The 26,314-nt window shown below is 65.0% G+C and carries 23 protein-coding genes and 1 pseudogene; 7 read left to right on the forward strand and 17 right to left on the reverse strand.

What is annotated here, in order from left to right; genetic code table 11:
- Positions 1–5 precede the first annotated feature (5 nt).
- Positions 6–908: a polyprenyl synthetase family protein gene (locus tag FYJ91_RS06750; protein ID WP_149522296.1), complete on the forward strand. Its 903-nt coding sequence runs from the start codon at positions 6–8 to the stop codon at positions 906–908.
- Between the two features lie 164 nt (positions 909–1,072).
- Here FYJ91_RS06750 and FYJ91_RS06755 read toward each other — a convergent pair whose 3' ends face one another.
- Genes FYJ91_RS06755 through FYJ91_RS06770 form a run of 4 tightly spaced genes read right to left on the reverse strand, consistent with a single transcriptional unit; the run spans position 1,073 to position 5,014 of the window.
- Entirely contained in the window at positions 1,073–1,543 is a 471-nt protein-coding gene (locus tag FYJ91_RS06755) for an Lrp/AsnC family transcriptional regulator (protein WP_149521529.1), read from the reverse strand.
- Positions 1,540–2,097, reverse strand: coding sequence for an Lrp/AsnC family transcriptional regulator (locus FYJ91_RS06760; RefSeq protein WP_149521530.1), 558 nt, complete (start codon positions 2,095–2,097; stop codon positions 1,540–1,542). The genes FYJ91_RS06755 and FYJ91_RS06760 overlap by 4 nt, the downstream gene beginning before the upstream one ends.
- A gap of 20 nt (positions 2,098–2,117) precedes the next feature.
- Entirely contained in the window at positions 2,118–4,244 is a 2,127-nt protein-coding gene (locus FYJ91_RS06765; RefSeq protein WP_246152504.1) for an oxidoreductase, read from the reverse strand.
- Positions 4,245–4,261: 17 nt separating this feature from the next.
- Positions 4,262–5,014 carry a glucose 1-dehydrogenase gene (locus FYJ91_RS06770; protein WP_149521531.1) on the reverse strand — a complete coding sequence of 251 codons (753 nt, stop codon included), beginning with the start codon at positions 5,012–5,014 and terminating at the stop codon, positions 4,262–4,264.
- Positions 5,015–5,282: 268 nt separating this feature from the next.
- Here FYJ91_RS06770 and FYJ91_RS06775 point away from each other — a divergent pair, with 268 nt between their 5' ends.
- Entirely contained in the window at positions 5,283–7,736 is a 2,454-nt protein-coding gene (locus tag FYJ91_RS06775; protein ID WP_149521532.1) for a TonB-dependent receptor, read from the forward strand.
- 216 nt (positions 7,737–7,952) lie between these two features.
- Here FYJ91_RS06775 and FYJ91_RS06780 read toward each other — a convergent pair.
- From FYJ91_RS06780 to FYJ91_RS06835, 12 genes and pseudogenes are all read right to left on the reverse strand, one after another.
- Positions 7,953–9,295: pseudogene (locus tag FYJ91_RS06780) on the reverse strand (alginate export family protein).
- Positions 9,292–9,972, reverse strand: coding sequence for a YoaK family protein (locus FYJ91_RS06785; protein WP_149521533.1), 681 nt, complete (start codon positions 9,970–9,972; stop codon positions 9,292–9,294). The pseudogene FYJ91_RS06780 and the gene FYJ91_RS06785 overlap by 4 nt, the downstream one beginning before the upstream one ends.
- Positions 9,969–10,388, reverse strand: a complete 420-nt coding sequence (locus tag FYJ91_RS06790) for a DoxX family protein (RefSeq protein WP_149521534.1) — start codon at positions 10,386–10,388, stop codon at positions 9,969–9,971. Before FYJ91_RS06790 ends, FYJ91_RS06785 begins: the two co-directional genes overlap by 4 nt.
- A 3-nt stretch (positions 10,389–10,391) precedes the next feature.
- Positions 10,392–12,326: an amidohydrolase gene (locus tag FYJ91_RS06795; RefSeq protein ID WP_181008459.1), complete on the reverse strand. Its 1,935-nt coding sequence runs from the start codon at positions 12,324–12,326 to the stop codon at positions 10,392–10,394.
- Positions 12,327–12,328: 2 nt separating this feature from the next.
- Positions 12,329–12,544 (reverse strand): DUF1427 family protein, encoded by a 216-nt coding sequence (locus FYJ91_RS06800; RefSeq protein WP_149521535.1) that lies wholly within the window; start codon positions 12,542–12,544, stop codon positions 12,329–12,331.
- Positions 12,545–12,620: 76 nt separating this feature from the next.
- On the reverse strand, positions 12,621–13,280 hold the full coding sequence (locus FYJ91_RS06805) for a hydrolase (protein WP_149521536.1): 660 nt from the start codon (positions 13,278–13,280) through the stop codon (positions 12,621–12,623).
- A gap of 212 nt (positions 13,281–13,492) precedes the next feature.
- On the reverse strand, positions 13,493–14,053 hold the full coding sequence (gene eda / locus FYJ91_RS06810) for a bifunctional 4-hydroxy-2-oxoglutarate aldolase/2-dehydro-3-deoxy-phosphogluconate aldolase (RefSeq protein WP_149521537.1): 561 nt from the start codon (positions 14,051–14,053) through the stop codon (positions 13,493–13,495).
- Positions 14,050–15,504, reverse strand: coding sequence for a mannitol dehydrogenase family protein (locus tag FYJ91_RS06815; protein WP_149521538.1), 1,455 nt, complete (start codon positions 15,502–15,504; stop codon positions 14,050–14,052). The genes eda and FYJ91_RS06815 overlap by 4 nt, the downstream gene beginning before the upstream one ends.
- Positions 15,501–16,916 carry a glucuronate isomerase gene (gene uxaC, locus FYJ91_RS06820; protein WP_149521539.1) on the reverse strand — a complete coding sequence of 472 codons (1,416 nt, stop codon included), beginning with the start codon at positions 16,914–16,916 and terminating at the stop codon, positions 15,501–15,503. Before uxaC ends, FYJ91_RS06815 begins: the two co-directional genes overlap by 4 nt.
- An 11-nt stretch (positions 16,917–16,927) precedes the next feature.
- Positions 16,928–18,409, reverse strand: coding sequence for a UxaA family hydrolase (locus FYJ91_RS06825; protein WP_149521540.1), 1,482 nt, complete (start codon positions 18,407–18,409; stop codon positions 16,928–16,930).
- A gap of 4 nt (positions 18,410–18,413) precedes the next feature.
- Positions 18,414–19,688: an MFS transporter gene (locus tag FYJ91_RS06830; protein WP_149521541.1), complete on the reverse strand. Its 1,275-nt coding sequence runs from the start codon at positions 19,686–19,688 to the stop codon at positions 18,414–18,416.
- Between the two features lie 34 nt (positions 19,689–19,722).
- Positions 19,723–20,502, reverse strand: a complete 780-nt coding sequence (locus FYJ91_RS06835) for a 2-keto-4-pentenoate hydratase (protein ID WP_246152509.1) — start codon at positions 20,500–20,502, stop codon at positions 19,723–19,725.
- Between the two features lie 138 nt (positions 20,503–20,640).
- Between FYJ91_RS06835 and FYJ91_RS06840 the strand changes: the two genes are divergently transcribed.
- The 5 genes from FYJ91_RS06840 (at position 20,641) to FYJ91_RS06860 (ending at position 25,908) form a co-directional block, all read left to right on the forward strand.
- Positions 20,641–21,693 (forward strand): LacI family DNA-binding transcriptional regulator, encoded by a 1,053-nt coding sequence (locus FYJ91_RS06840; protein ID WP_149521543.1) that lies wholly within the window; start codon positions 20,641–20,643, stop codon positions 21,691–21,693.
- A 64-nt stretch (positions 21,694–21,757) separates the two neighbouring features.
- On the forward strand, positions 21,758–22,591 hold the full coding sequence (kduI, locus tag FYJ91_RS06845) for a 5-dehydro-4-deoxy-D-glucuronate isomerase (protein ID WP_149521544.1): 834 nt from the start codon (positions 21,758–21,760) through the stop codon (positions 22,589–22,591).
- 20 nt (positions 22,592–22,611) lie between these two features.
- Entirely contained in the window at positions 22,612–23,367 is a 756-nt protein-coding gene (gene kduD / locus FYJ91_RS06850) for a 2-dehydro-3-deoxy-D-gluconate 5-dehydrogenase KduD (RefSeq protein WP_149521545.1), read from the forward strand.
- Positions 23,364–24,374: a sugar kinase gene (locus FYJ91_RS06855; RefSeq protein WP_149521546.1), complete on the forward strand. Its 1,011-nt coding sequence runs from the start codon at positions 23,364–23,366 to the stop codon at positions 24,372–24,374. The genes kduD and FYJ91_RS06855 overlap by 4 nt, the downstream gene beginning before the upstream one ends.
- Positions 24,361–25,908 (forward strand): carboxylesterase/lipase family protein, encoded by a 1,548-nt coding sequence (locus tag FYJ91_RS06860; RefSeq protein ID WP_149521547.1) that lies wholly within the window; start codon positions 24,361–24,363, stop codon positions 25,906–25,908. The genes FYJ91_RS06855 and FYJ91_RS06860 overlap by 14 nt, the downstream gene beginning before the upstream one ends.
- A gap of 21 nt (positions 25,909–25,929) precedes the next feature.
- Here the strand turns inward: FYJ91_RS06860 and FYJ91_RS06865 are convergent, their stop codons facing one another.
- Entirely contained in the window at positions 25,930–26,313 is a 384-nt protein-coding gene (locus tag FYJ91_RS06865; protein ID WP_149521548.1) for a cupin domain-containing protein, read from the reverse strand.
- Position 26,314: the final 1 nt, after the last annotated feature.

Raw genomic sequence — 26,314 nt, forward strand, 5'->3', positions numbered from 1 at the left:
GTGCCATGTTCACCGCCGACACATGCCTGCTTCCCGATGCGTTGCGCGCGATAGCGCGCGCGGTCGACGAGGGGCTCGATCAGGTGCTCCAGCCGCCGGGCGATGGGCGCGACCAGCTTTACGCCGCGATGCGCCACGCCGCGATTGGCGGTGGCAAGCGGTTACGCCCGCTATTGGTCAAGGCGACAGCCGATCTGTTCGCGGTACCCGAAATCTTCTCGTTGCGCGCCGGTCTCGCGATCGAATGCCTCCATGTCCACTCGCTGATCCACGACGATCTGCCATGCATGGACGACGATGATATGAGGCGCGGCAAGCCGACCGTCCACCGCGCTTTTGACGAGGCGACCGCCGTGCTTGCGGGGGACGCCCTCCACGCTTTCGCCTTCGAGATTCTCGCCGATCCCGCCACCCACCCGAATTCGGACGTTCGATCGGCGCTGGTGATGGAGCTGGCGCGGTATGCGGGCGCGGCAGGCATGGCTGGCGGGCAAATGCTTGATCTTCTGCCGACCGAGCAGATGACCAGCCTAGAGGCTATTACCCGGCTTCAGGAGTGGAAGACCGGCGCACTGATCGAATGGAGCGTCGATGCTGGCGCGCTGCTGGGCGGGGCATCGAGCGCCGACCGCACGGCGTTGCGCGCTTATGCCCAGCGGATCGGTTTGGCGTTCCAGATCGCGGACGACTTGTTGGATGTCGAAGGTAGCGAAGATGTCGTTGGTAAGCGACTCAACAAGGATCAGGCTCAAGGCAAGAGCAATTTCGTGACTGTCCTCGGAGTTGACGACGCCAAGGAGATGGCGATGCGCCTCGTTGACGAAGCCATGGATCAACTCCAAGATATTTCGGTTCCCGCTCATCTGCTTACCGAAATAGCGGCCTTCGCGATCGCGCGCGATCGCTGAGTATGTCTGCAATCTCGAGATTTTGTAAGTATTCATTTAGTCGTGCCGGTAGTTATTGCGGCCGGTGAATACGTTCAAAGTAATGCGGCTACATTGGACGACCGATATTTAGGCGCGAGATCATCAGGAACAGCAGGCTATAACAGATACCCGCATTATGCTTGCTAATCTCCTTTTGTGATACGCGCGACGCCGGTCTCGTACTTGGTGTAGTTAATGGCTATCGACGTTTCCACACGCCGTACGCCTTCCAATGACCTGATGCGGGTCAAGATCATCTCGTTAATCGTTTCGACGCTGTTAAAAAGCCCAACGGCAATAATGCTGTATCGGCCCAGCGGGATGATTACGCAGTTTATCTCGGCCATGTCCGCGAGTTGCTTTGCGATCGTGTCGATCTTGGCAGGATCTGCATGGATCCCGAGCATGACGGGAGTTGTCGATCCCGCGAGGCGAAAGTCCTTCACAACGGCAAATTCGATCAGCCGATGGGTTTGCAGTCGCTTGATCCGGGTGCGGATCGTGCCCTCGGCCACTTCGAGTTCCGCCGCGATCTGTCGATTGGACACGCGCGCATCGCGCCCCAGCTTCTCGATGATGCGACGGTCGAGGTCGTCGACCCGATAATCGTTCATAGCAGCGGCGCGATGTTGAATTTGAATTTTGGGATCTCGACGGCGATGGCGGCTTCGATGACATCGATCCCGGCGATGGTCGAAATCCGCTCCAGCATCAGGCTCTTTGCCTCGTCGAACCCGTGCAGGGCGATCAGCATTTCGATGTCGCAGGGGCCATTCATGACAGCGACGCTCAGCGCCTCCGACAATTTGGCAAGTTCTTGCGCCACCTCCAGCACGTCCCGCCCAGCGACCTTTATGCCAACCGTCATGAGCACGTTGTGGCCCAGAGCCGCGAAATCCGCGACGGCCACGACACGTGCGGCTCCGATTTCATCAAGGCGCTTGAGACGTGCGGAAACGGTGGCTGCGGTCACGGAAATCCGGGCGGCAATTTCCTGGTTGGTGATGCGCCCGTTGGAACGCAGCGTTTCGATGATGCGGTGATCGAGCGTGTCGAGCGTTGCTGATGCCAGCGTCTTGCGTGACTTGATTTGCACCCGCGTCTCGCCGCAGCCCCAGTTATCGATGGTGTAGCTGACGTATTTCGGCCTTGCCATGTCGGATTTCACAGCGGATGCGCCTCCTGGCGTCAGCCAGAGGCAACCGCTTCGGCCGCGCCCCGCATCGCGCCTTCGATATAGCCTATGCCGGTCGCATCGCCATAAGCGCGCACGTCCATTCCAGCGGCGGCGAGCCGATCGGCGAGGGTCGTGTCGCCATGCGCGCCCGTCGCGACGATGACGTGATCGACTGGCACCGCCTGCGCCGCGCCGTTTCCGTCGACGAAGCGCACGACGTTCTTCTCGATCGCGATGTCCTGCGATCCTGGGAACATCGCCACACCATGCTCCTGAAGCTCGACGAGCAGCCGCATCCGGCGCACGGCGGTGAGCCCGCCGCCGAAACGGGCGGCATCGCCAATGATCGTAACGGTGCGGCCGCGCTCGACGAGAAACTCGGCGAGTTCGCACCCGACGAGTTCGCCGCCGATGATCACGATGTTCTGGCCCAGCGGCATCCAGCTGCGGGTCGCCTTGCGGACCAGATCGAGATTGGCCGTGGCGCCCGTTGCCGCCCCAACCTTGGTCGCGAGCCGCGTGGTCCAGCTCGTCTTGCGCTTGAGCGCTTCGGTGGTTTCGCCGAACATCATCGCGCGCATGTCGTCGCCGCTGAAGACATGGTCGTGGTCGGCCCCCGGAATCGGCGGCATGTCGCGCACCGCGCCCGTCGCGACGAAGACGCGATCGGGTCGCAGCGACGCGACCAGATCGACAGTCGCCTCCATACCCAGCCGCACGTCGACCGACGAGGCGTCGATCTGTCCGCGCAGCCAATCAAGCAGCCGCTCATTGGGTTCGTAGGCGAGGCCCGCGAAGCGCAACGTGCCGCCGAGCCGATCGGCCTTTTCGAGCAGGATCACCTCATCCCCACCCAGATCGAGCCGACGCGCCGCTTCCATGCCGCCTGGCCCGCCGCCAATCACGACGACGCGGCGCTTCGCATGTTCGGGCAGCCAGTTGCGCCCTTCGAACGCCGTTTCGGGCCGAACTGCGCAGCGCACTGGCACGCGGATGTAGATGTTGCTGACGCAGGTGTAGCAATAGATGCATGGGCGGATATCGCCGATGCGCCCTTCGGCCAGCTTGTTTGGAAGCTCGGGATCGGCGAGCAGCTTGCGGCCCATCGCCACGAAATCGCACCCGCCGCGCGCGAGCACCTTGTCGGCGACGTCCACCTCCAGCCGGCCCGAAGCGATGACGGGGATGCGCAGCGTGTCCTTGATCGCCTTGGCGGATTCCAGATGCGCGCCGGGTTGGTGCGGGATGTTCGACGCGGAGTGAAGCTTGGCCTGACCGATGTCGTGATAGGCGCTGACCGTGATCGCATCGGCGCCCGCCGCCTCGATCAGCGGCGCGATCGCGCGCGCATCGTCGATCGTGATCCCGCCTTCCTTGCCGATCTCGCGGCTGTCGATTTTGACCCACATCGGGAAGTCGGGGCCGACCGCGGCGCGAACGGCGCGCACCACCTCGATCAGCAGACGGGCACGCTCGGGCGCGGTCCCGCCGCCCCAGCCGTCGGTGCGGCTGTTGGTGACGGGCGAGACGAAGGAGGAGAGGAGATAGCCATGCCCGCCATGCACCTCGACCCCGTCGAAGCCCGCGGCCTTCGCGCGGACGGCGGCGTCGGCGAACTGGCGGATCGCCAGCGCGATGTCCTCCTCCTCCAGCACTTTGATCGACGGCATCGTGCCGTCGCCGATGAAGGCCACAATTTCTTCGGGCAGGAAATATTGGATGAAGTCGGCGCTGAAGCCGGGCGGGATTGCGGGAGCCCACAAGGGGTGCCCGTCGAGCGCCGAATAGGCCGCGACCAGCCCGCCATGATGGAGCTGCGCGGCGATCTTCGCACCGCCCGCGTGGACCGCATCGGCCAGCCGGGTCAGCCCGGGCAGAAAACGATCGTCCGAAATCGCGGTCTGGTTGGGCGAGACCGCGCCGACCGGCCAGGCAACCCCGGTCACCCCGGTGATGATCATCCCCACGCCGCCTTCGGCCTGCGCGACATGATAGTCGATCAGCCGATCGCCCACAGTCCCATCGGGCTCCGACAGGCTGACGCCCATTGCGGTGACGATCATCCGGTTCTTGAGAACCATCGATCCGATCCGCCCTTCGGACAATAAGGCGGGATGGGAGTTGCTTCCCCTGGCCATCGTGCGATCCCTTCCCGTCACTGCGCCGTCGCGCCGCCGTCGACCACCAGCGGGTGGCCGGTCACGAAGCTTGCGCCGTCCGAACAGAGCCACAGGACGGCTGATGCGATCTCCTCAGGCTGGGCGAAGCGGCCCATGGGCGTCATCGCCTCGATCGTCGCGCGGATTTCCGGAATATCGTCGAACTTCGCGCTCATCGGGGTGCGCACGACGCCGGGGCAGACCGCGTTCACGCGGATATTCGCGCGGGCATAGGTGAGCGCGGCCGATCGCGTGAGGCCGATCACGCCATGCTTGGCCGCGACATAGCCGGGCTGCGGCGAACCGATGATGCCGTTGATCGACGACGTGTTGACGATCGCGCCGCCCGTGCCCTGCGCCGTCATCTGGCGCACTTCGGCGCGGATGCACGCCGCGACCCCGGCCAGATTGACCGCGAGCGTACGATCGAAGGCGAGTGGATTGTCCCACACATCGGCTTCCAGGTTGATGCCTGCATTGTTGAACGCAACGTCGAGCTGGCCAAACGCGGCGACCGTGCCGGCAATGAGTGCGTCGACAGACGCCTCGTCCGACACATCGACCGGCACGAAGCGCGCCTCGCCGCTCTCTCCCGCGATCATCGATACCGTTTCGGCGCCTGCGTCGCCCGGAAGATCGGCCACGATCACCCGCGCACCTTCGCGCGCGAAGGCGATCGCCGTCGCACGGCCGATGCCGCCGCCAGCGCCGGTTACCAGCGCGACCTTGCCGTCAAACTGTCCTGCCATGCCTCTCCCCCGTCTTTTGTGCGAGGACATCGTCCCACCGACAGGCAGCGCGTATCGAGCGCGAAGCGCCAGTGCTGTGCGCAGCCACTCCGGAAGGACGTAAAACCCGTCATTAGTCTGCTTTATAAAAACGCAAAGTCGCTATCTGTTACACCCTGTCTCGCGATATCGCGCAGATAATCACAACAAGTCTTGCGCATAGCGGCATTCGCGGCGGTGGCTGACTAACAAAAAAGCCCGAAGGTGATCGGGCAGATGGGGATGGACTATGCACAAAGCTATTCTACTCGCGCGTTCGGCCGCCATTGCTCTGGCCGTCGCCAACGGCAGCGCGCTCGCACAGACCGCATCCGCCAGCCAATCCGATGGTGAGCCTGCCACGCTGCAGGATATTGTCGTCACCGCCCGCCGCCAGTCGGAATCGCTCCAGAAGACGCCGATCGCGATTACGGCGCTCGACAACAAGACACTCGAGAAGATGAATGTCCAGTCGGTCGACAAGGTCGCGCAGGTCGCCCCGAACCTGATCATCAGCCAGCAATCCTCATCGCTGTCGGCGGCATCGATCACCATCCGCGGGATCGGCCAGACCGATCCGTCGCTCGGCCTCGATACGGCGGTCGGCATCTATCTCGACGGCGTCTATGTGGCGCGCAGCGCGGGGTCGCTGTTCGATCTGGTCGATGTCGAACGGATCGAGGTGCTGCGCGGCCCGCAGGGCACCTTGTTCGGCCGCAATACTACCGGCGGCGCGATCCAACTCCTGTCGAAGAAGCCGCAGGATGAGTTCGGGGTTTCGGCGAAGGTCGGCTACGGCACCCGCCGAAACCTTTCGGGCAAGATCCGCATCGATACCGGCGAACTCGGCGATTCCGGCATCTCCGCCTCGGCCACCTATCTGCACCGGCAGCGCAACGGCTATTTCAACAATTTCCTCACGCCCAAGAGCAAGGATCCGGGGGCGCTGAATGTCGACGCCTTCGGGGTCGGAATCCGCGGCGATTTCGGCCAGTTCCAGCTCAACTACGCCTTCGACTGGGACGATCGCGTGGGTACCTCGGCTTTCTTCCAGACGGTCGCACTCGGCGCCGACGCCCGCACCTATTATGGCCGGTCCGCCAGCCTGGGCGGTGCTCCGCTCCAGTTCGTCGGGCCGAACATCCGCCTGAACTCGGGTCTTCAGCAGCCGAGCGGCCTGCCGGGCAACAATTATGGATCGCAGACCCGCAGCCAGGGCCACAGCCTCACGGCGTCCTACGAGGTTTCGGATGCCTTCACGATCAAGTCCATCACCGGCTACCGCAAGCTGCTGATGAAAAATTCGCTGTCGCTGTCCGGACAGGGCGATCTCAAGGGGCGCGTGCTCGATTTCACCTCGCCCACGCTCACCTCGATCAAATCGGTCTCGCCCTATAACGGCTTCAACTCGCCGCAGCGGCAGCGCCAGTTTTCGGAAGAGCTTCAGTTGCTTGGCAGCACGGGCGACTTTTCCTACGTGCTCGGAGCCTATTATTTCCGCGAGCGCGTGTCGGAGAATAATAACCAGAACCTGACATTGGTACTCTCACCCTTCGCGCTGCCCTTCCTCGGCATTCCCACGGCGGTACGCGATGCGCTGGTCGCGCAAAATATCGATCTGATCGGCCTCGGCACGTCGCCGCTCGCCGCCTATCGCCAGACGTCGAAGTCCTACGCGGCATTCGGGCAGCTGAGCTGGAAACCACAGGCGCTGGACGAAAAGCTCGAGGTGACCGGCGGCATCCGCTACACCAAGGACAAGAAGAACACGACGATCGCCAACGCGACCAACGGCGTGCCAAATGCGTCGAACACCTCGCAGGGTATCAGCTTCGAAAACACTGCGTTTCTCGGGTCGCTCAGCTATCAGGTCGCGCCGGCTGCGCTCGTCTATGCGAAGGCTTCGACCGGGTATAAATCGGGCGGCTTCAACCCGCGTGCTGATGGGATCTGCACCGCCCCGACGGTGACGGGCGCCTGCCCCGGGGGCACCTATCGGCTCAACTCGTTCAAGCCGGAGAAGCTGACCTCCTACGAAGCCGGTGCGAAGCTTGACTTGTTCGACCGCCGTCTGCGCATCAACGCGGCGGCGTTCCTCAGCAAATATGACGACCTGCAGGTGCCGCAATTCGCGGCGGGCAGCGGCGGCGCGACCACGCTGCTGGTCAATGCGGGCAAGGCCGAGTTCAAGGGCGTCGAGCTCGAAATCACCGCGCTTCCCGCGCGGGGGCTGACGCTGTCGGGATCGATGGGATACACAGATCCCAAATATAAGCAGTTCCTGTTCCTCAACCCCAACACCAACACGGTCAGCGACATCGCTGCGACCGCGCGCTTCCCGAACGTCGCCAAGTTCAACTCAAACCTGGCGGCCGACTATACCTTTGCGCCGATGAGCATGGGCGTGTTGTCGGCGCGGGTCGCTTATGCCTATCGCAGCAAGATCTTTTACCACCCCAACGATGCGGTAAACCCGTTCCAGCGGGACATTGCCGGCCCGCCTACGAACACGGTCAGCGCGCGCATTGCGTTGAGCGAGATCGCGCTCGGCGGCCGTGCGAAAGGCGAGATCGCGCTCTCGGGCGACAATCTGCTGAACGAAGATCAGGTTCTCTACGGCATCGACTTCGGCTCGCTCGGCTTCGGCGGCAAACTCTATGCGGAGCCACGCCGTTTCCTCGTCGAGTTCAAGGTCGAATACTGAACCAACCGTGTTTGGCACCATGGGGCTGAAATGCGCGGTTGCGATTATGCGACCGCGCTGACGCCGCGCAGCGACGGGCTTCTTCGGAGGCTGGTGTACACCACGTTGTTCACCAGCCTTCGACGCAATCGTAATATACACCCTCTACGAAGAGCATCGTATCGAAGAACCGGCTTGCCTCCGCGACATCGCGAACGAGCATCCGGAACAAAGCCGTCACACACGGAACATCGCCTCGAGCCCCAGCATGTGTATGTCGCGTGCCGGCCCACTATCGCGGACGAACCCTCCGGGGCGGAAGATCGAGTAAGAGACGGCGTAGGACACGGTTGGCGTCGGCTGCCAGCTCAGCAGCAATTCGCCCTGCGTGCCGATATAGCGCCGGTCGGAAGCATCGCCCCGGCGGACGAGCTGGCCGGGGACGTCATAGATGCCGTCGCCCTTGCTCTGCCGCCAATAGGAGATGCCCGCGACGCCCAGGCCGAAACCCCGGCCGAGATCGAGATCTACGCTGGGGTGCAGGTTCATGATGTTGATCGGCCCGATCGGCGAAAGCTCGCCGAAATATTGCCCTTGGGGAAGAGGGCGTTGAACGAGCCGAGCCGATTGTCGGCAGGGTTCTTGTCGCCGCTCGCGACATTGGCGCGCAGGCGGACGTGGGGCTTGAGCGGCAGCGCGTCGAACGCAAAGCCGGTTTCGCTCGCGATCGACCATGCGCGGATCGTCGCCCCGCCGAAATGGCCGCGCTGGAGCATCGCTTCCCAGTTCCACGACAGCGCGCCGCTCTTGCCGAAGAAGCGGGCGCCATAGGTCTGGCGGCGCTCGTCGCCGCGACCCTGTTCGAACGATGCCGTCTCGTTGCGATAATCGAGCCAATAAGCGTCGATCTTCAAGCCGTCCGCGATCGCGAAGGTCGTGTAGACGCCATCGAGATGCTTGGTGTCCGACGTGCGATCGTCGAAATCCCCGGGGCCGACCGCGACCGGACGCATGTGAAAAGCATCGATGCGGACCGCACCCGTCGACAGGATCGCGCGGACGCCGTCGAACGGCTGAGGGATATTGGGGCCGTAGCGTATGCCGACCAGCCGTTCGGAACCGAGCGGCATCAATTCACGCCCCGCACGCAGCGTCAGCGTCGCATGATCGCCCAGCGGCAGCGCGATGTCGCCGAAACCTTGGAGCAGATCGATGCCGGTTTCGTCGGCCGGCCCTGCCGCGGGCTGGACGCCGCGCGCCTTGCCTGCGATCGCCTGGATGAAAACCCGCGCCGCGCCGACATGGACATCGGCGTGCGGCATCAGACGCAGCCACAGATAGCCGTCATCGGGCGCCGGGGCCGAACCCCAGTAATTGCCGCTGAAGCTTTCCTGCCGCGCCCGCGCCTCGACACCCAGGCTGATCCAGCTGGTGTCGTCGGCATTGAGCGCGACATGCTTGGTGCCGGCATCGTGCGCCTGCGACCAATCCTCGTCATAACGCCAGTTGAGCTGGGCCGGCGCCCCCGCCTGTGCGGCGGCGGGGATCAGCGCCAGCAGGGGGAGCAGCCGGTTGATCATTTGACGCGCACCGCGCACAGCGCCGAGCTGGCGAAGATGATCGCGGCAGCGACCAGCAGCGGGATCGCCAGTCCCCAGTTCAGCAGGAGGAAGGCGCCGACGGCCGCGCCCGCGAAGATCATCACCACCGCCAGGACACGGCGTCCCCAATTGGCATTGCCGCCCGCGCCCGCTGCACTGTCCGCTGCCAGACCGGTGAGGGTCAGCGTCAGCACCGTCGTCGTCAGATCGGGCACCTTCAGGCTGCGCACCGTGGCGTTGCGATATCCCATCGCGAGCGCGGTCAGGCCGATGATCGCGTAGAGGTTCGGGCGCGGCGACAGGCTGGCAATGTCATAACCGATCGCGAAGCCCGCCGCCGCGATCAGCAGGATCGCCTCGATTGTCGCCGATACCAGCAGCCAGCGGGCGAGCGGCCGATCCTGATGCATCCGCGCGCTCCGCCCGCCGATCGCCGCCCCCACCAGGAACAGCCCCAGCGCGGTCAGCATCGGCGCAAAATAGAAACCCGGCGTCCCCGCCGCCGCAAAGCCCAGAAACGCGATGTTCCCGGTCATGTTGGCGGTGAACACCTTGCCGAGGCCGATCACGCTGACCGCGTCGATCAGCCCCGTCGTCGCCGACAGCGCCAGCATCAGCGGCACCAGTCCTTCGGTCTTGGAAGCGGGAGCGGTCATCGCGCCGTCTCCCGTTCGGTCAGGATTGCCGCGAGCATGAAGCCGCCGATCAGCCCGACATGCTCAAGGAAGCTGTTGCGATCGTGGAAGCGCGCGACCGGATCGGCGATCTCCCAGAACGGATGGCCGATCAATGTCGCCATCGCGGTGAAGACGCCCAGCGCGCCCGCCGCCAGCCAGCCGAACCGGCCGAGGATCAGCAGCACCGACGCGCCGACCTGGACGAATATGGTGGCCGCGACCACCAGTCCGGCCGGCTCCAGCCCGAAATGGGCCGCCTCCGCAAAGGCGCCGTCGAGGTCGGTCAGCTTGGCGAATCCGCTGGACCAGTATGGCAGCGTCAGGACGCCGCGGGCGAGGATGCCGAAGCCGCGCGCATCGAGCAGCGCGGCGATGGGGCGGGGTGTGGTGCGCATCGATCAGACCGCCCAGCAGCCGCAGCCCATGACGCCCCAGAAGCTCTGGACGTCGGCGGCGGGAACATTGGCGCCCAATGCGGCGGCATGATCGTGGCCGTGGACGTTGCACGACGATGCGCAACCGCAGGCGGCCGCCATCTTTTGCGCAGCGCCATCGCGCCGCCAATGCCCGCCGAAGGTCGCGACGGGCGACCATGTCGGCATCGCCTTGGGCAGCGCGGGGGCAAGCGGGCCGAAATCCCCCTCCCCATGCACCACCTTGCCGCCCAGCATCGTCAGCACCGAACGCAGGTGGACGATCTCATCCTCCGGCACGCTGAAATAATCGTCGGAGAGGATCGCGAGATCGGCAAGCTGCCCCGCCTTGATCTGCCCCTTCTTGCCCTGTTCGTTCGAGAACCAGGTGTTCGCCTCGGTCCACAGCCGCAGCGCGCTCTCGCGGTCGAGCCGGTTGGCGACCGGATAGAGGCGCAGGCCACCGACCGTCTTGGAGGTCACGAGCCAGCTGAGCGACACCCACGGATTGTAGCTGGCGACGCGGGTCGCGTCGGTGCCGGCGCCCACCGGGATGCCCGCCGCCATCATCCGCTTGATCGGCGGGGTCCGCTCGGCCGCCTTCGCGCCGTAACGCTCGACGAAATATTCGCCCTGGAACGCCATGCGATGCTGGACGGCGATGCCGCCGCCAAGTGCGGCGATCCGATCGATGTTGCGCTCGCTGATCGTCTCGGCATGGTCGAAGAACCAGTTGAGGCCCTGCAGCGGCACGTCGCGATTGACCTTCTCGAACACGTCGAGCGCGCGGCCGATCGTCTCGTCATAGGTCGCATGAAGCCGCCACGGCCAGCGCCGCTCGGCCAACAGGCGGACCACCGGCTCCAGATCGCTTTCCATGTTCGCCGGCATATCGGGCCGCGCGACGCGGAAATCCTCGAAATCCGCCGCCGAATAGACCAGCATCTCGCCCGCACCATTGTGACGATAGGTATCGTCGCCGTCGCCCGGCTTCACCTTGGTCGACCAGGTCGCGAAGTCCTTCAACTCCTCCTTCGGCTTCTGCGTGAACAGGTTGTAGGCGATGCGCAGCGTCAGATCGCCGTCCCGATGCAGCTTCTCGATGATCTGATAATCGTCGGGATAATTCTGATAGCCGCCGCCCGCGTCGATCACGCTGGTGACGCCCAGCGAGTTGAGTTCGCGCATGAAATGCCTGGTCGAATTGACCTGATAGTCCTCGGGCAGCTTTGGCCCCTTGGCGAGCGTCGCGTAGAGGATCGTCGCATTGGGCTGGGCCAGCAGCAGCCCGGTCGGGTTGCCGGCCGCATCGCGAACGATCTCGCCGCCCGGCGGGTTGGGCGTGTCTTTGGTGTAGCCCACCGCACGCAACGCCGCGGCATTGAGCAAGGCGCGATCGTAGAGGTGAAGGATGAACACCGGCGTTTCGGGCGCGGCGGCGTTGATCTCGTCGATCGTCGGCAGGCGCTTCTCCGCGAACTGGTGCTCGGTGAACCCGCCGACGACGCGCACCCACTGCGGCGGCGGAGTATTCTCAGCCTGCTTCTTCAGCATCGCCATCGCGTCGGCCAAGGTCGGCACGCCTTCCCAGCGCAGCTCCATATTATAGTTCAGCCCGCCACGGATGACGTGGATGTGGCTGTCGATCAGGCCGGGGATCAGGCGGCGGCCCTTCGCATCGATCACCTGCGCGTTCGGGCCGGCGGCGGCGCGAACCTCCTGTTCCGATCCCACCGCCAGGAACTTGCCGTCGCGGATCGCGACCGCCTGCGCACTCGGGTTGGCGCGATCGAGGGTGGTGATCCGGGCGTTGGTGACGATCATGTCCACGGGCGGTCTCCGGGTGGCGGCAAGGATGGGGGTAGCGAAGGCGGCGGTCGCAGCGCCGGTCATCGCCTGGCGGCGGGTCAGGGAGGTCATCGTCACGGGCGCGGCTCCTTGGGATCGATGATGGTTGGTTCGGTAGTAGATTGATGTGCCATCAGGCTCTTGGCCATCGGCATGATCTGTTCGCCCAGCAGGATGCCGAGCAGGCCGATCAGCGCGATGACGGGCGGCGCGGGGGAACGGACGCCCATCAGGCTATAGGCGATGCCGACGATCAGGCCGGCACCGGCCGAAAGCAAATAGGGTTTCATGAAGGCAGTTCCTTCGCAGGAAAGGCAAGGCGAAGGTTGGCGGAGGCCGGAAGGGGGCCGGCCTCCGCCCGGACGATCAGTGACCGCCTTCGGAAGCGCCGAACATCGTCTTGGCGTAGGTGATGCCGATGCCGTAGGCGCCGCCCCACTTCTTCGCGATGCCGGTGGTCATGTCATAGGTCTCGGTCCGCGCCCAATCGCGCTGCATTTCGAGGAGGTATTGGAGCGAGGTGATCGGGCGGACGCCGGCCTGCACCATGCGCTCCACCGCGCGCTCATGCGCTTCGTCCGAAATGTCGCCGCTGGCATCGGTGATCACATAGACCTCGAAGCCCTGTTCGATCGCGGAGAGCGCGGGGCCGACGATGCAGACCGAGGTCCACAGGCCCGCGAAGACGAGGCGTTCCTTGCCGATGCGGTTGACCTCTTCGATCACGGCGGCGTCTTCCCAGGTGTTCATCGACGTGCGGTCGAGCAGCTTCTGCCCGGGGAAAGGATCGGTGATCTCGGAGAACATCGGGCCGGAGAAGCTCTTCTCGGCAACCGTGGTCAGGATGGTGGGGACATTGAAGCCGGCTGCGGCATTGGCGACCAGCGCGGCGTTGTTGCGGAGCATTTCGGGCGAAATCGACTTGGTGGCGAAGGCCATCTGCGACTGGAAATCGATGAGGATCAGGGCGTGGTCGGTCGGCGAGAGCAGCGTCTTACCGGGGGTCGGCGTGGCGGTGATGGTCATGATCTAATCCCTTCTGGCTGTGTCCGTCGCCGGATCGTTCCGGCTGAGGAGTCGTCTAAAGGGATCGGTAAGTTCGATGCAGGCCTATAAAATTGTCCCGATTGTTCGATTAAATCGAAAAGCGATCCAGATACTTCTGAGCGGGATGTTGGACGTGCGGCAGTTCCGAGGGAACAGTCTCGATGCCTTTCATGCGCGCATCCGTACGTGCCTTAGCGTTTTAATCCGTCGAGCATCCACGTGCCACCGACGCACAAGACGGCCTCCAGCGAAAGCCAGTCGCCTGCGGTGTCCGCGGTAATACCCCCCGTCGGACAAAAGCGTGCCTTGTTGAAAGGCGCGGCTAGCGCCTTCAGGGCGGGGATTCCGCCATTCGCGACCGCCGGGAAGAATTTGAAATGCCCCAGGCCCATCTCAAGCCCCCGCATGATATCCGAAGCGGTCGCGACGCCGGGCAGGATCGGGATCCTCTCGTCCTGCGCAGCGCGCACGACGGCTTCGGTCAGGCCCGGAGAGACGATGAAGCGCGCACCGGCATCGATCGCGCGCTTCAGGTCGTCCGGGTTGAGTACGGTCCCGGCGCCGACCACTGCACCATCCACCTGCGACATCGCCCGGATGGCCTTGAACGCATCTGGCGTGCGTAATGTGACTTCGAGCGCATGATGCCCCGCGGCCACCAACGTTTCGCCCATCGCTAATGCGTCGTTGGCATCTTCGATAACGATGACGGGGATGACGGGCGCGAGCCGCATGATGGATTCGATCGTCATGAGATAGATTTCCAGGCGTTGAGGGTCGCCAGCGCACCCTCGCTCAACAAGCGAGAGAGATGGCGGGTGACGGTGGCGACGAAGACGGTGTCATTCGCGAGATCGGGGGTAAAAATCGCGTCGATCGATAGCAAGGCGCGTACCATGTCCGCTGGATCATCAAGGCCGGCCAGCCGATCAGCCGTCACCGCGGCAAGCGGATCATCGACGACATAGGCTCGCCCAGCGTCATCACGCCCGATCTGCCAGCGCATCCACGCCGCAACGCCGAGTGCGAGCGCATCGACCGGCAAACCCTCCGCGCGACGCGCGACGATCGGCGCAACCAGCCGCTGCGGCAGTTTCTGCGATCCGTCCATCGCGATCTGGCGATTGCGATGCTGAAGCGCGGGATTGGCGAAGCGCGCCATCAAAGCGGCGCGATAGGCGGCGACATCGAGTTCGGCGGGCGGGTTCAGCGTCGCTTCCGCCTCATCCCACAACGCCTCGACGAAGGCGCGCGCTTCGGGCAGTGCGACGACGCCGTCGACATGGTCGATCCCGGCAAGCCCGCCGAGATAGGCGATCGACGAATGCGCGCCGTTGAGTAGGCGCAGCTTTGCTTCCTCCCACGGCGCCACCGCCGATGTCAGCTGGACGCCGAAGGCCGCGAAATCGGGGCGTGGGCCGGCGAAGCGATCCTCGATCACCCACTGGGTGAAGGGTTCTGCCTTGACCATTCCCTGATCGCACTGGCCGGTGCGATCGTGGAGCGCGATGATGTCGTCGAGGCTGGTTGCCGGCACGATCCGGTCGATCATCGTCTGCGGAAAGGCGCCGTGCGCCGCGATCCAGTCGGCCAAGGTGCGATCATGCTGCGCAGCAATCGCCAGCACCGCGTCGCGCAGCCGCGCGCCATTGTGCGGGATATTGTCGCAGGACATCGCGGTGAACGGCGCCAATCCCGCCGCCCTGCGCCGCGCGAGCGCCGCGACGATGAAGCCGGGCGCGGTGCGCGGGGCCGCCAGGCTTTCGAGATCGGCAGCGACATCGGGATCGTCGGTCAGCAACCGGCCGGTCGCAGGATCAAGCTTGTAGCCCTTTTCGGTGACTGTCAGCGTGACGATGTGGACGTCCGCCGAGGCCATCAGTTCGACGAGCACTGCCGGATCTTCGGGTGCGACCAGTACGTCGCGCACAGCACCGATCATCTGGAGCCGTTCGTCCGCGCCGTCGCGGATGACGAGGGTGTAGAGCCCGTCCTGCGGCGCGAGTTGATCGCGCACGCCGGCCGATCGGAGCGACGCGCCGACGATCCCCCAGCGCGGATCGCCCGCCGCGATCGCGGCGTCGAACACCGGTGCCTGATGCGCGCGGTGGAAGGCGCCGATGCCGAGATGAACGACGCCGGTCTTGACGACGGCGCGGTCGTAGGGGAGCGCGCCGGCTGTTGCAGCAGAGAGACGCGTCACAGCTTGTAGGCCGCCTTCACCAGATCATAGGCCAGCGCACGGGCAACCTCGTGTGCCTCGTCCTCCTCGAGCCGATGTTCGGCGACGAGCTGGGCGAGCCACACGCAGTCCATCCGCCGCGCGACATCGTGCCGCGCCGGGATCGACAGGAAGGCGCGGGTGTCGTCGTTGAACCCAACCGTGTTGTAGAAACCGGCCGTCTCGGTAACCTGCTCGCGGAAGCGGCGCATGCCCTCCGGGCTGTCGTTGAACCACCAGGGCGGCCCAATCCGCAGCGATGGATAATGGCCTGCGAGCGGCGCCAGTTCGCGCGAATAGCTCGTCTCGTCGAGGGTGAAGAGGATGATCGACAGGCGCGGATCCGAACCGTGCGCGTCGAGCAGCGGCTTGAGCGCGCGGACATAATCGGTCGGCGTCGGGATGTCGGCGCCCTTGTCGCGGCCGAAGCGCGCCATCAGCGACGGATTGTGGTTACGCAGCACGCCGGGGTGGATCTGCAGCACCATCCCGTCGTCGATCGACATGCGCGCCATTTCGGTCAGCATCTGCGCGCGAAACAGTTCGGCCTCCGCCGCGCTGGCCCGGCCGGCCAGCACCTTGGCATAGAGCGCCTCGGCATCGGTGTGGCTGAGGTCGGCGGTCGCGGCGCTGGGGTGACCATGATCGGTCGACGTCGCGCCTGCCGCGCGGAAAAAGGCGCGGCGGTTGCGGTGGGCGTTGAGATAGCCCTCCCACGTCGAAATATCCTCGCCGGCCATCTCGCCGAAGCGGATCAGGTTCGCGGCGAAACCGTCATGTTCAGGATCGACCACCGGATCGGGGCGATAGGCGGTAACGACGCGCCCGCCCCACCCGCTCTCGCGGATCGCGCGGTGGTGGATCAGGGGATCGAGCGGGCTTTCGGTGGTTGCCAGCAGCTCGATATTGTTGCTTTCGAACAAAGCGCGCGGCTTGAAGGCCGGGGTCGCGAGTGCGGCGTCGATCGTGTCGTAGTACAGATCGGCGGTCGCCGGTTCGAGCCGCACGTCGAGCCCGAACATCTCGACGAACACCCAGTCGAGCCACATGCGCGACGGCGTGCCGCGGAACAGATGATAATGCTCCGCCAGCCGCCGCCAGATCTTGCGCGGGTTCGTTTCGACCTGGGTACCGTCCTTGCTCGCAATTCCCAATTCTTCGAGGCCGACGCCCTGGCTGTAGAGCATGCGGAAGACATAATGATCCGGGACGATCAGCAAGTCGGTGGGGTTCGCGAAGTTTTCATTCTCCGCAAACCAGCGCGGATCAGTGTGGCCGTGCGGGCTGATGATCGGCAGATCCTTGACCTCGGCATAGAGCGTACGGGCGATCGCGCGGATCGTCGGATCGGCCGGAAACAGGCGATCGGGATGGAGGAACAGGGGCTTGGTCATGATCAGTTCCGTCAGAGGGTGACGCCGCGTTTCCAGATGGCGATACCGCGTTCGTCGTTGATTTCGTTGCGCGCCGCCTGGCCCGATGCGGTCGCGACGACGAGGTCGAGCAAAGCGCCGGCGACCGGGTCCATCCCGGCCTCCAGCACCTGACCCGCGTCGAAGTCGATCCAGCCCGGCTTGTTGGCGGCGAGCGGGCTGTTCGATGCGATCTTGAGCGTGGGCACCGGGCTGCCGAGCGGCGTGCCCCGGCCGGTTGAAAAGAGCGTGAGCGTGGCGCCCGCAGCGGCGAGCGCGCTGGTCGACACTGCGTCGTTGCCCGGCCCCTCGACGATCGCCAGGCCGGGTTGCTGCGCAGCACGCGCCGCATAAGGCAGTATCTGGGTCACAGGCACGACCCCGCCCTTCTGCACCGCGCCGAGCGACTTTTCCTCGAGTGTGGTGATGCCGCCCTTGATGTTGCCCGGGCTCGGATTTTCGGAAACCGGCTCGCCATGATCGACGAAGTAGCGCTTGAAGCCATCGACCATCGCCTCGAGCGCGTCATGTGTGGACTGATCGACGCAGCGATCGAGCAAGATCTGCTCAGCGCCGAACATTTCGGGAATTTCGGTGAGCACCACCGCGCCTCCGGCATCGCCCACCGCCGTCGCGATCCGGCCAATCAGCGGGTTGGCGGTCAGGCCCGACAGCCCGTCCGATCCGCCGCATTTGACGCCGAGGCGAAGCGCCGACAGCGGCACCTCCTCACGCTCTGCTGCGGCCAGCGTCGCCAGCACGGTGATCGCGGCGAGGCCGTCGGCGATCTCGTCGCTCGATGCCTGCGCGCCGACGATGCGAATGCGCTCGCGACGTTCCTCGGGGATCAGCTCCATCACCCCCGAAAGCTGATTGGATTCGCAACCGAGGCCCAGCAGCAGCACCCCGCCCGCATTGGGATTGCAGGCGAGTGACGCGATCAGCCGGGTCGTGCCATCGAGATCGTCGCCGAGTTGCGAGCAGCCGAAGGGGTGCGGGAAAGCGTGGATGCCGTCGATTCCCGGCGGCAGAGCCCGGCCGGCAAGGGTCGCGAGCCGTTCGGCGGTGCGGCCGACGCAACCGACGCTGGGGATGATCCAGATCTCGTTGCGCGTGCCGACCGAACCGTCGGGCCGGGGATAGCCGAGGAAGGTGCGTTCGGCGCCAACGCGGTCGCGCGGCACGGGCGCCCCGGCGAAAGCGTGCCCGCTCTCCAGCCCCAGGGTCGTCGCGACATTGTGGCTGTGGACGTGCGCGCCTGTGCCGATGTCGGCGGTCGCGTGGCCGAACGGGAAACCATAGCGGACCGCGTCTTCTCCGGACGCGATCGGGGCGAGTGCGAATTTGTGGCCGGCGGGGATGTCATCGGCCAGGAAGACCTCCCCACCGGCCACTACCACGGTCGCCCCGGCAACTAGGGGGGCCAGGGCGACCGCGACATTGTCGCTCGGGTGAACCTGAACAGCCTGGGCCACGATATCAGGCGTCCACCGTCACCCGCGCCAGTTGCGGCGACAGCAGGTGAACCACGAGCAAAGCGATGAAATAGGCACTCCCCGCCACGGCGAAGAGCGGCGCGTAGGAGCCGAACGTATCGAGCACATAGCCGGCATATTTGGCCATCAACATGCCGCCGACCGCACCCACTGTCCCGCCGATGCCCACGACCGAGCCGACGGCGCCCCGCGGAAACAGATCCGAGGGCAGTGTATAGAGGTTTGCCGAAAACGCTTGGTGCGCGGCGGTGGCGATGCCGATCACCAGCACGGCCAGCCACAGATTGTCGATCGACTGCGCGAAGAAGATCGGCAGCACCGCGAAGGCGCACAGCAGCATCGTGAGCTTGCGCGCGGCATTGACGCTCTTGCCCGCCTTCATCAGCCGGCCCGACATCCAGCCGCCGAAGATACTGCCGCCATCCGACAGGAGGTAAATGACCACCAGCGGAGGGCCGAAGCTGACTAGGTCGAGCCCATAGCGCTTGCCCAGATAGCCGGGCAGCCAGAACAGGAAGAACCACCAGATCGGATCGATGCAGAACTTGCCGAGCGCATAGGCCCAGGTTTCGCGAACGCCGATCAACGTACGCCAGCCGATCGGCACGACCGGATCGGCCGGATCCTGCTGGATATAGGCGAGTTCGCCGGCCGTAACCTTCTTATGCTCGTTCGGGCGGCGATAAAAAACGAGCCAGGCGATCAGCCAGACCACACCGAAGATGCCCGTCGCGACAAACGCGAAGCGCCAGCCATAGGCGATCGTCAGCCATGGCACGAGCAAAGGCGTGATGATCGCGCCGATATTAGCGCCCGCATTGAACAGGCCGATCGCAAAGGCGCGTTCCTTTTGCGGAAACCATTCGGTGACGGCCTTGATGCCGGCGGGGAAGTTTCCGGACTCGCCGACGCCCAAGCCCGAACGGACCAAGGCGAATTGCAGCACGCTGTGAACGCCGCCATGCGCGACATGCGCGACCGTCCAGATCGTCACCGCGACCGCATAACCCAGCCGAGCGCCGATCACGTCGACGATGCGTCCGAAGCTGATGTAACCGACCGCATAAGCGGCCTGGAACCAGAAGACGATGTTGCCATAATCGGTTTCCGTCCAGCCGAGTTCGGCCGACAGTGTGGGCTTGAGCACCCCGATCATCTGGCGATCGACATAGTTGATCGCGGTGGCGGCGAAGAGCAGCCACACCACGACCCAGCGATATCGGCCGACCTTGGGTATTTCCGCTGTCTGGGTCACCATCTCGTTCCTCGCTCTCCCACGGGGTCTGTCGCCCCTATTCGGCCGCCGGTTGCGCCGCGATCGTGCAGGCGAGCGTACCGAAGCGACCGAAATCGGCCTCGAAACGCTGCCCCACCGTGACCGGGTGGACACCAGTGATCGCGCCGGTCGAAATCCACCAGCCCGGCTCGATCACGATGCCGCGCGCCACCATATTCTCTATCAGGAAGCGCGCCGATCCAATGACGCCATCGGGGAAACCGCTGGACCGCGCGGTGTTGATCACCTCGCCATCGATCCGGCTGGTGATATCGACATCGTCAATCCCCGCCGAACGCCAGTCGGCCACTTCGGGGCCGACGATCAGGCCGTTATTATTGCCGAAATCGGACACGGTGACCGCCGGGCCATGTTCGTTGATCTCAGCGAAAGGCGAACTGGCAATCTCGATCCCGATATGGACGACGTCGATCAGGTCAGCCGCCTCTTCGAGCGTGAAGCTGGTCTTGCCGGCTTCGGGCGTGGCGCCGATGCGCAGCAGATATTCGGCCTCGGCCGCGCCGAAACCCGCGGTGAAGATCAGCCCGTCGGCGCCCGGCGCGATCACCTGACCCACGAAGATCGGGCCGGCCAGACGGCCCGCGCCGAAGCGTTCGGACATGGGCGGCCAGATGCGGCCGACCTTCCAGCCGCCAATCCCTTCGCCCACCAGCGCAATCGCTTCATCCTGAATCGCATAAGCTTCGGCCAGTGACTCGGGCATTTCGCCCGGATATTGGGCAAGGCCCGTGGCGCTGCGACGCGCGCTAACGAAGCTCTTTGCAACGCTTTTCAATTCTTCCGGCGTTTTCACAGCCTGTCTTTCGCCCCTCTCCGATGATGCGGCACGATTATGGGAAACCGGTGTCAATGACAAGCCATGATGGACGCGCAATCGCTGGCGCATCGCCTGTGCTGCAGTATAAGGCCGGCTATGCCCAAGCCGACGCAGGACGATGCCAACGCCCCGAAGCTGACGATCAACGACATCGCGGCGCTGGCCGGCGTGTCGAAAAAGACCGTCAGCCGCGTGATCAATCAGTCACCTTTGCTCAACCAGGCGACGCGCGAAAAGGTCGAGGCGGTCATCCGCGACACCGGCTACACACCCAATCCACAGGCCCGCGCGCTGGCGCTGGGCCGCAATTTCCTGATCGGACTGGTTTACGACAACCCCAACCAGCAGATGATCCTGAACATGCAGCGCGGCGCGCTGGAAGCGCTGCACGACACCGAGTTCGAACTGGTGATTCGCCCGGTCGACCGCGGCTCGGCCAAGGTGATGGATGACATCCGCAGCTTCATCGTCCGTCAGAGGCTCTACGGGGTCATCATCCTGCCGCCACTGTCGGAGAATGACGCAATTGCGCGCATCTGCAGTGAGGAAGGGTGCCGTTATGTCCGCATGGGCTCGGCCGTGCTCGACGATCCCGAGCATATGGTCGTCTCGAACGACCGCGAAGCGGTGGCCGAGGCCGTCCGCCATCTGATCCAGCAAGGGCATAAGCGTATCGGCCTGATCGCCGGTCCGCACGGCTTCCGATCGGCCAAGGAGCGGCGCGAAGGTTTCGAACTGGCGCTCAGCGAGGCCGGGATATCGCTACCGCGCAGCCTGATCGCCGACGGGCAATATACCTTCGAAAGCGGGGTTTCGGCGTGCGAGAGCCTGCTTGATCTTTCCCCCCGGCCCACCGCGATCTTCGCATCGAATGACGAGATGGCGGCGGGCGTCCTCTATGCGGCGCGTCTGCGCGGGATCGAAGTGCCCGATCAACTGTCGATCATCGGATTTGACGATACGCCGATCACATCGCGAGTGTGGCCGCCGCTCACCACGGTGCGCTGGCCGATCGTCGCGATGGGCCGCGCGGCCGCGCTCAAACTGATCGGCACCGCGATCGGCGAGGGCGCGGACGTGAGCGAGCCATCGACCTTCACGTCGACCCTTATCCGCCGCGCATCGGTTGCGCCGCCTCCGCAGGGCTGATAGGAGCTCCGATCTGACACCGGTGTCCAAAACGGACAGCTGACCCACAGCCAGGACGAGGATCATGTTCGAGAAGACTTTTCACGCCACCCACCCCGATATGATGGAGTGCGTGGACAATGATTCGCTGCGCGACCGCTATCTGGTCTCGGATATGTTCGAAGCCGGCGCGATCAAGCTGAACTATTCGCACAACGAGCGTTTCGTGATCGGCGGCGCAGTGCCCGCCGGGCAGGTGCTCAAACTGCCCGAACAGCAGGTGCCGCCGTCGGCCACGGGCAAGCCCTTCCTTGAGCGGCGCGAAATGGGCGTCGTCAACATCGGCGGCCCGGGCGTCGTGACCGTCGATGGCGAGCGCTTCGACCTCGGCAACAAGGAAACGCTCTACGTGCCGATGGGCAGCACGGACGTGACGTTTGAAGGTGCCGAGGCGCGTTTCTACATCGCGTCGCTGCCCGCGCATAAGGTCTGCCCGCTCAAGAAGATCACGCTCGATCAGGCGAACCCGCTGGAGAAGGGCGACCTCGAGAACTCGAACCACCGCACGATCTACCAGCTGGTCATTCCCGGCGTGTGCGAGAGCGCGCAGCTGCTGATGGGCCTGACCGTGCTGGAAACGGGCAGCGTGTGGAACACGATGCCCCCGCACCTCCATGATCGCCGTAGCGAGATCTATCTCTATTTCGACCTGCAGGGCGGCGACCGCGTGTTCCATTATATGGGCGAGCCCGACGCGCTGCGGCATATCGTGATCGAGAATGAGGAGGCGGTGATCTCGCCCCCCTGGTCGGTCCACATGGGTTCGGGCACCAAGAGCTATGCTTTCATCTGGGCGATGGGTGGCGAGAATCTCGATTATACCGACATGAACGTGCTCGACATCTGCCAGCTGCGCTAAGCGGCGGCCAAAGGGAGGATATGATGGGCATGTTCGATCTCTCCGGCCGCGTCGCGCTGGTGACGGGTGCCAATACCGGCATCGGCCAGGCGATCGCGGTCGCGCTGGCTGAAGCCGGCGCCGACATCGCCGCGGCGGGCCGCACGCCCGCCGAGGAGACCGTCGCGAAGATAAAAGCGCTGGGTCGCCGAGCCGAAATCGTCTCGGCCGACTTCGGATCGATCGAGCCGGTCCAGCGCGTCGTCGACGAGACGATCGAAAAGCTCGGCGGGCTCGACATCCTGGTCAACAATGCCGGGATCATCCGCCGTGCCGACAGCGTCGACTTCACCGAGGCCGATTGGGACGCGGTGATCGACACCAACCTGAAGTCGACCTTTTTCCTGTGCCAGGCCGCGGGGAAGCACATGATCGCACAGGGCGGCGGCAAGATCATCAACATCGCGTCGATGCTGACCTTCCAGGGCGGGATCCGCGTGCCGAGCTATACCGCGTCGAAGAGCGGCGTCGGCGGGCTCACGAAGCTGCTCGCGAACGAGTGGGCGGCCAAGGGCGTCAACGTCAACGCGATTGCCCCCGGCTACGTCTCGACCAACAACACGACCGCGCTGCGCGAGGATGCCGATCGCAACAAGTCGATCCTCGATCGCATCCCGGCCGGGCGCTGGGCCGATGCCCACGATATGGGCGGCGCCGCGGTGTTCCTCGCGTCGAAGGCGGCGGACTATGTCCACGGCCATATCCTCGCGGTCGACGGCGGCTGGCTCGCGCGATGACGCGGCTGGTCGCGTTCGGCGAGCTGCTGGTTCGGCTCTCCCCGCCCGACAAGTTGCTGCTCAAATCGGCGCGCAGCCTCGATCTCCATGTCGGCGGCGCCGAGGCGAACGTCGCGATCGGGCTGGCGAGCCTGGGGCATGACACCGCGATGCTCAGCCGCGTTGCGGATAATGCGCTGGGACAACTCGCGCGGGGCAACCTGCTCTCAACGGGCGTGGATTGCGCGCATGTCGCCACCGCACCCGGCCGGATGGGCCTGTATTTCCTGACGCCCGGCGCCGGAATGCGGCCGTCCGATATCGTCTATGACCGCGCAGGCAGCACCTTCGCGCTGGCGGGGGAGGCCGATTTCGACTGGGATGCCGCTTTTGCGGGCGCGACCCACCTTCACCTGTCGGGGATCACCCCGGCGCTCGGCCCCAAATCGGCGGCGGCAGCGATCGCGGCGGCCAAGGCGGCGAAGACGCGCGGGATGACGCTGATCTTCGACGGCAATTATCGGGCGCGGCTGTGGGAAGCGTGGGACAGCAATCCCCGCGCGATCCTGACCGAACTGATCGGCATGGCTGACATATTGTTCGGCAATCACCGCGACATCGCCTTGTTGCTCGATCGTCCGTTCAGCGGTGACGGATCTGAGCGGCGGCGCGAGGCGGCACTGGCGGGGTTCGGCGCCTTTCCGAACCTGAAGCTGATTGCGTCGACCGCACGCCATGTCGAGGATGCCGACAGCAACCGCGTCGCCGCGCGGATCGACACGCGCGATCAGGCCTATCGCACCGAAGAGGTGACGATATCGGGCATCGTCGATCGGATCGGCGCAGGCGACGCCTTCGCAGCGGGCGTTCTCCACGGCCTGCTGACCGACCCCGACGATATCGACGGTGCCGCGCAGGCGGGTCTGGCGCTCACCGCGCTCAAACATTCGCTGCCGGGCGATGCGAGCCTGTTCGGGCGCGAGGATATCGCGACCTTCCTGTCCGGGGAGCTTGATGTCCGCCGTTGATCGGCGGGCGGCTATGACCTCCATCGCGGCGCTGGCCGCGACCATCGCAGCGCCGGTCGTTGCGCGGCGCGGCGATCCGATCGTCGTCACGAAATCGGGCAGATTGCGGGGTACGCGCGAAGGCGGACTCGCGGTGTTCCGGGGTGTGCGCTATGGCGAGGACACGAGCCGCCGCCGCTTTCAGGCACCGGAACCAGTGCGCGCGGGGAGCGGCATATACGACTCAACCGCCTTCGCCCCCTCCTGTCCGCAGGCGGGCGTGGTGGGCGGGCAGGGCGAGGATTGCCTCGCGCTCAACATCTGGACACCGGGGCTCGACGCCGCGAAGCGCCCGGTGATGCTGTACATCCACGGCGGCGCTTATTCGAACGGTAGTGTGGTCGACCCGCTGACCTATGGCGATCGTCTCGCGGCGGCGGGCGATGTGGTCGTGGTGACGGTGAACCACCGGCTGAACGCGCTGGGCTATCTCTATCTGGCGCGGCTCGATCCGCGCTTCGCCGACAGCGGCAATGTGGGGCAGCTCGACCTGATCCTCGCGCTGCGGTGGGTGCGCGACAATATCGCGGCTTTCGGGGGCGATCCGAACAAGGTGCTCGTCTTCGGCCAGTCGGGCGGCGGCGCGAAAATCGCGACGATGATGGGGATGCCTGCGGCCGAAGGCTTGTTCCACCGCGCGATCACCATGTCGGGGCAGCAGGTGACGGCATCGGGACCGATCAATGCCGGACGGCGCACCGAAGCCTATCTGGCCAGACTGGGCGTTACGAAAACCGATCTGTCGCCGCTGCTGACGATGCCGGTCGATCGCCTGATCGAAGCGCTCGCGGCCGAAGATCCGATATTGGGCGGTGGGGTCTATATGGGGCCGGTCCTCGACATGAAGTGGCTAACCCGTCACCCTTTCTGGCCCGACGCGAACCCGATCGGCAACGCGATCCCGATGATGCTGGGCAATACGCATGACGAAACGCGCGCCTTCATCGACGCGCGCGGTCCGAAGCTGGCGGGGCTGAGCTGGGACAATCTGGCGGCGCGGATGCAGCCCGAGTTGCGGATCGATCTGCTGCCCGAGTGGATCGTCGCGCAATATCGTGCGCACTTCCCCGACTGGTCGCCCGAGCGGGTCTTCTACGCCGCGACGACGGCCGGGCGGAGCTGGCCGGGGCAGGTGATCGAGGCGGAAGCGCGGGCGAGAGCGGATGCGCGGACCTGGGTGTATCAGGTCGACTTCGCATCGCCGACCCAGCCGTGGAAAGGCGCGCCGCACATGATGGACATTGCGCTGGCGTTCGGCACGCTCGACGCGCGGGGGTCGCTGACGGGGACCGGCGCGGGCGCGCGGGCGACGAGCAAGGCGATGATGGATCGTTTCATCGGCTTCGCGCGAACGGGCCATGCAGATTGGCCGCAATATCGGCTCGATCGTCGATCGACGATGATCTTCGACGCGATCTCGCGGGTGGAGGACAATCCCCGCGGCTGGGAGCGCGAGTTGTTCGGGCGCGTGCCGTACATCCAGCCGGGAAGTTGAACCTTCCAGCAGATGATTGGATCACTTCACCGGATAGCTGATGATCAACGCGAGCGGAGTCTTGCCGGTCTGGCGGATACCGACGTTCGCACCGGTATAGAGGTAGGCCGCCATGCCCGGCCCGATCATCTTCTCGACGCCGTCGGAGCTGACCACACCTTCGCCCGAGAGGACATAATAGACCTCATCATGCGCGATGGGATGGAGGCCGATCGCGGCGCCGACGTGGAGGACGCGCTTGCGAAACTCCATCGTGCGCGGCTTGGGCACCGCGTCGCTGATGCGGTAAGCGGTGCTCATGCCGATCTGGCCATGGGGTGGCGGCTCGTCGCGCATCACGTCGGCTTCGTTGACGACGACCATCGGCGGCGCGGCCGCGAGAAACAGGGCGATAATCGGTGACATC

It is taken from the genome of Sphingomonas montanisoli (genome assembly GCF_008274695.1).
GTDB lineage: Bacteria > Pseudomonadota > Alphaproteobacteria > Sphingomonadales > Sphingomonadaceae > Rhizorhabdus > Rhizorhabdus montanisoli.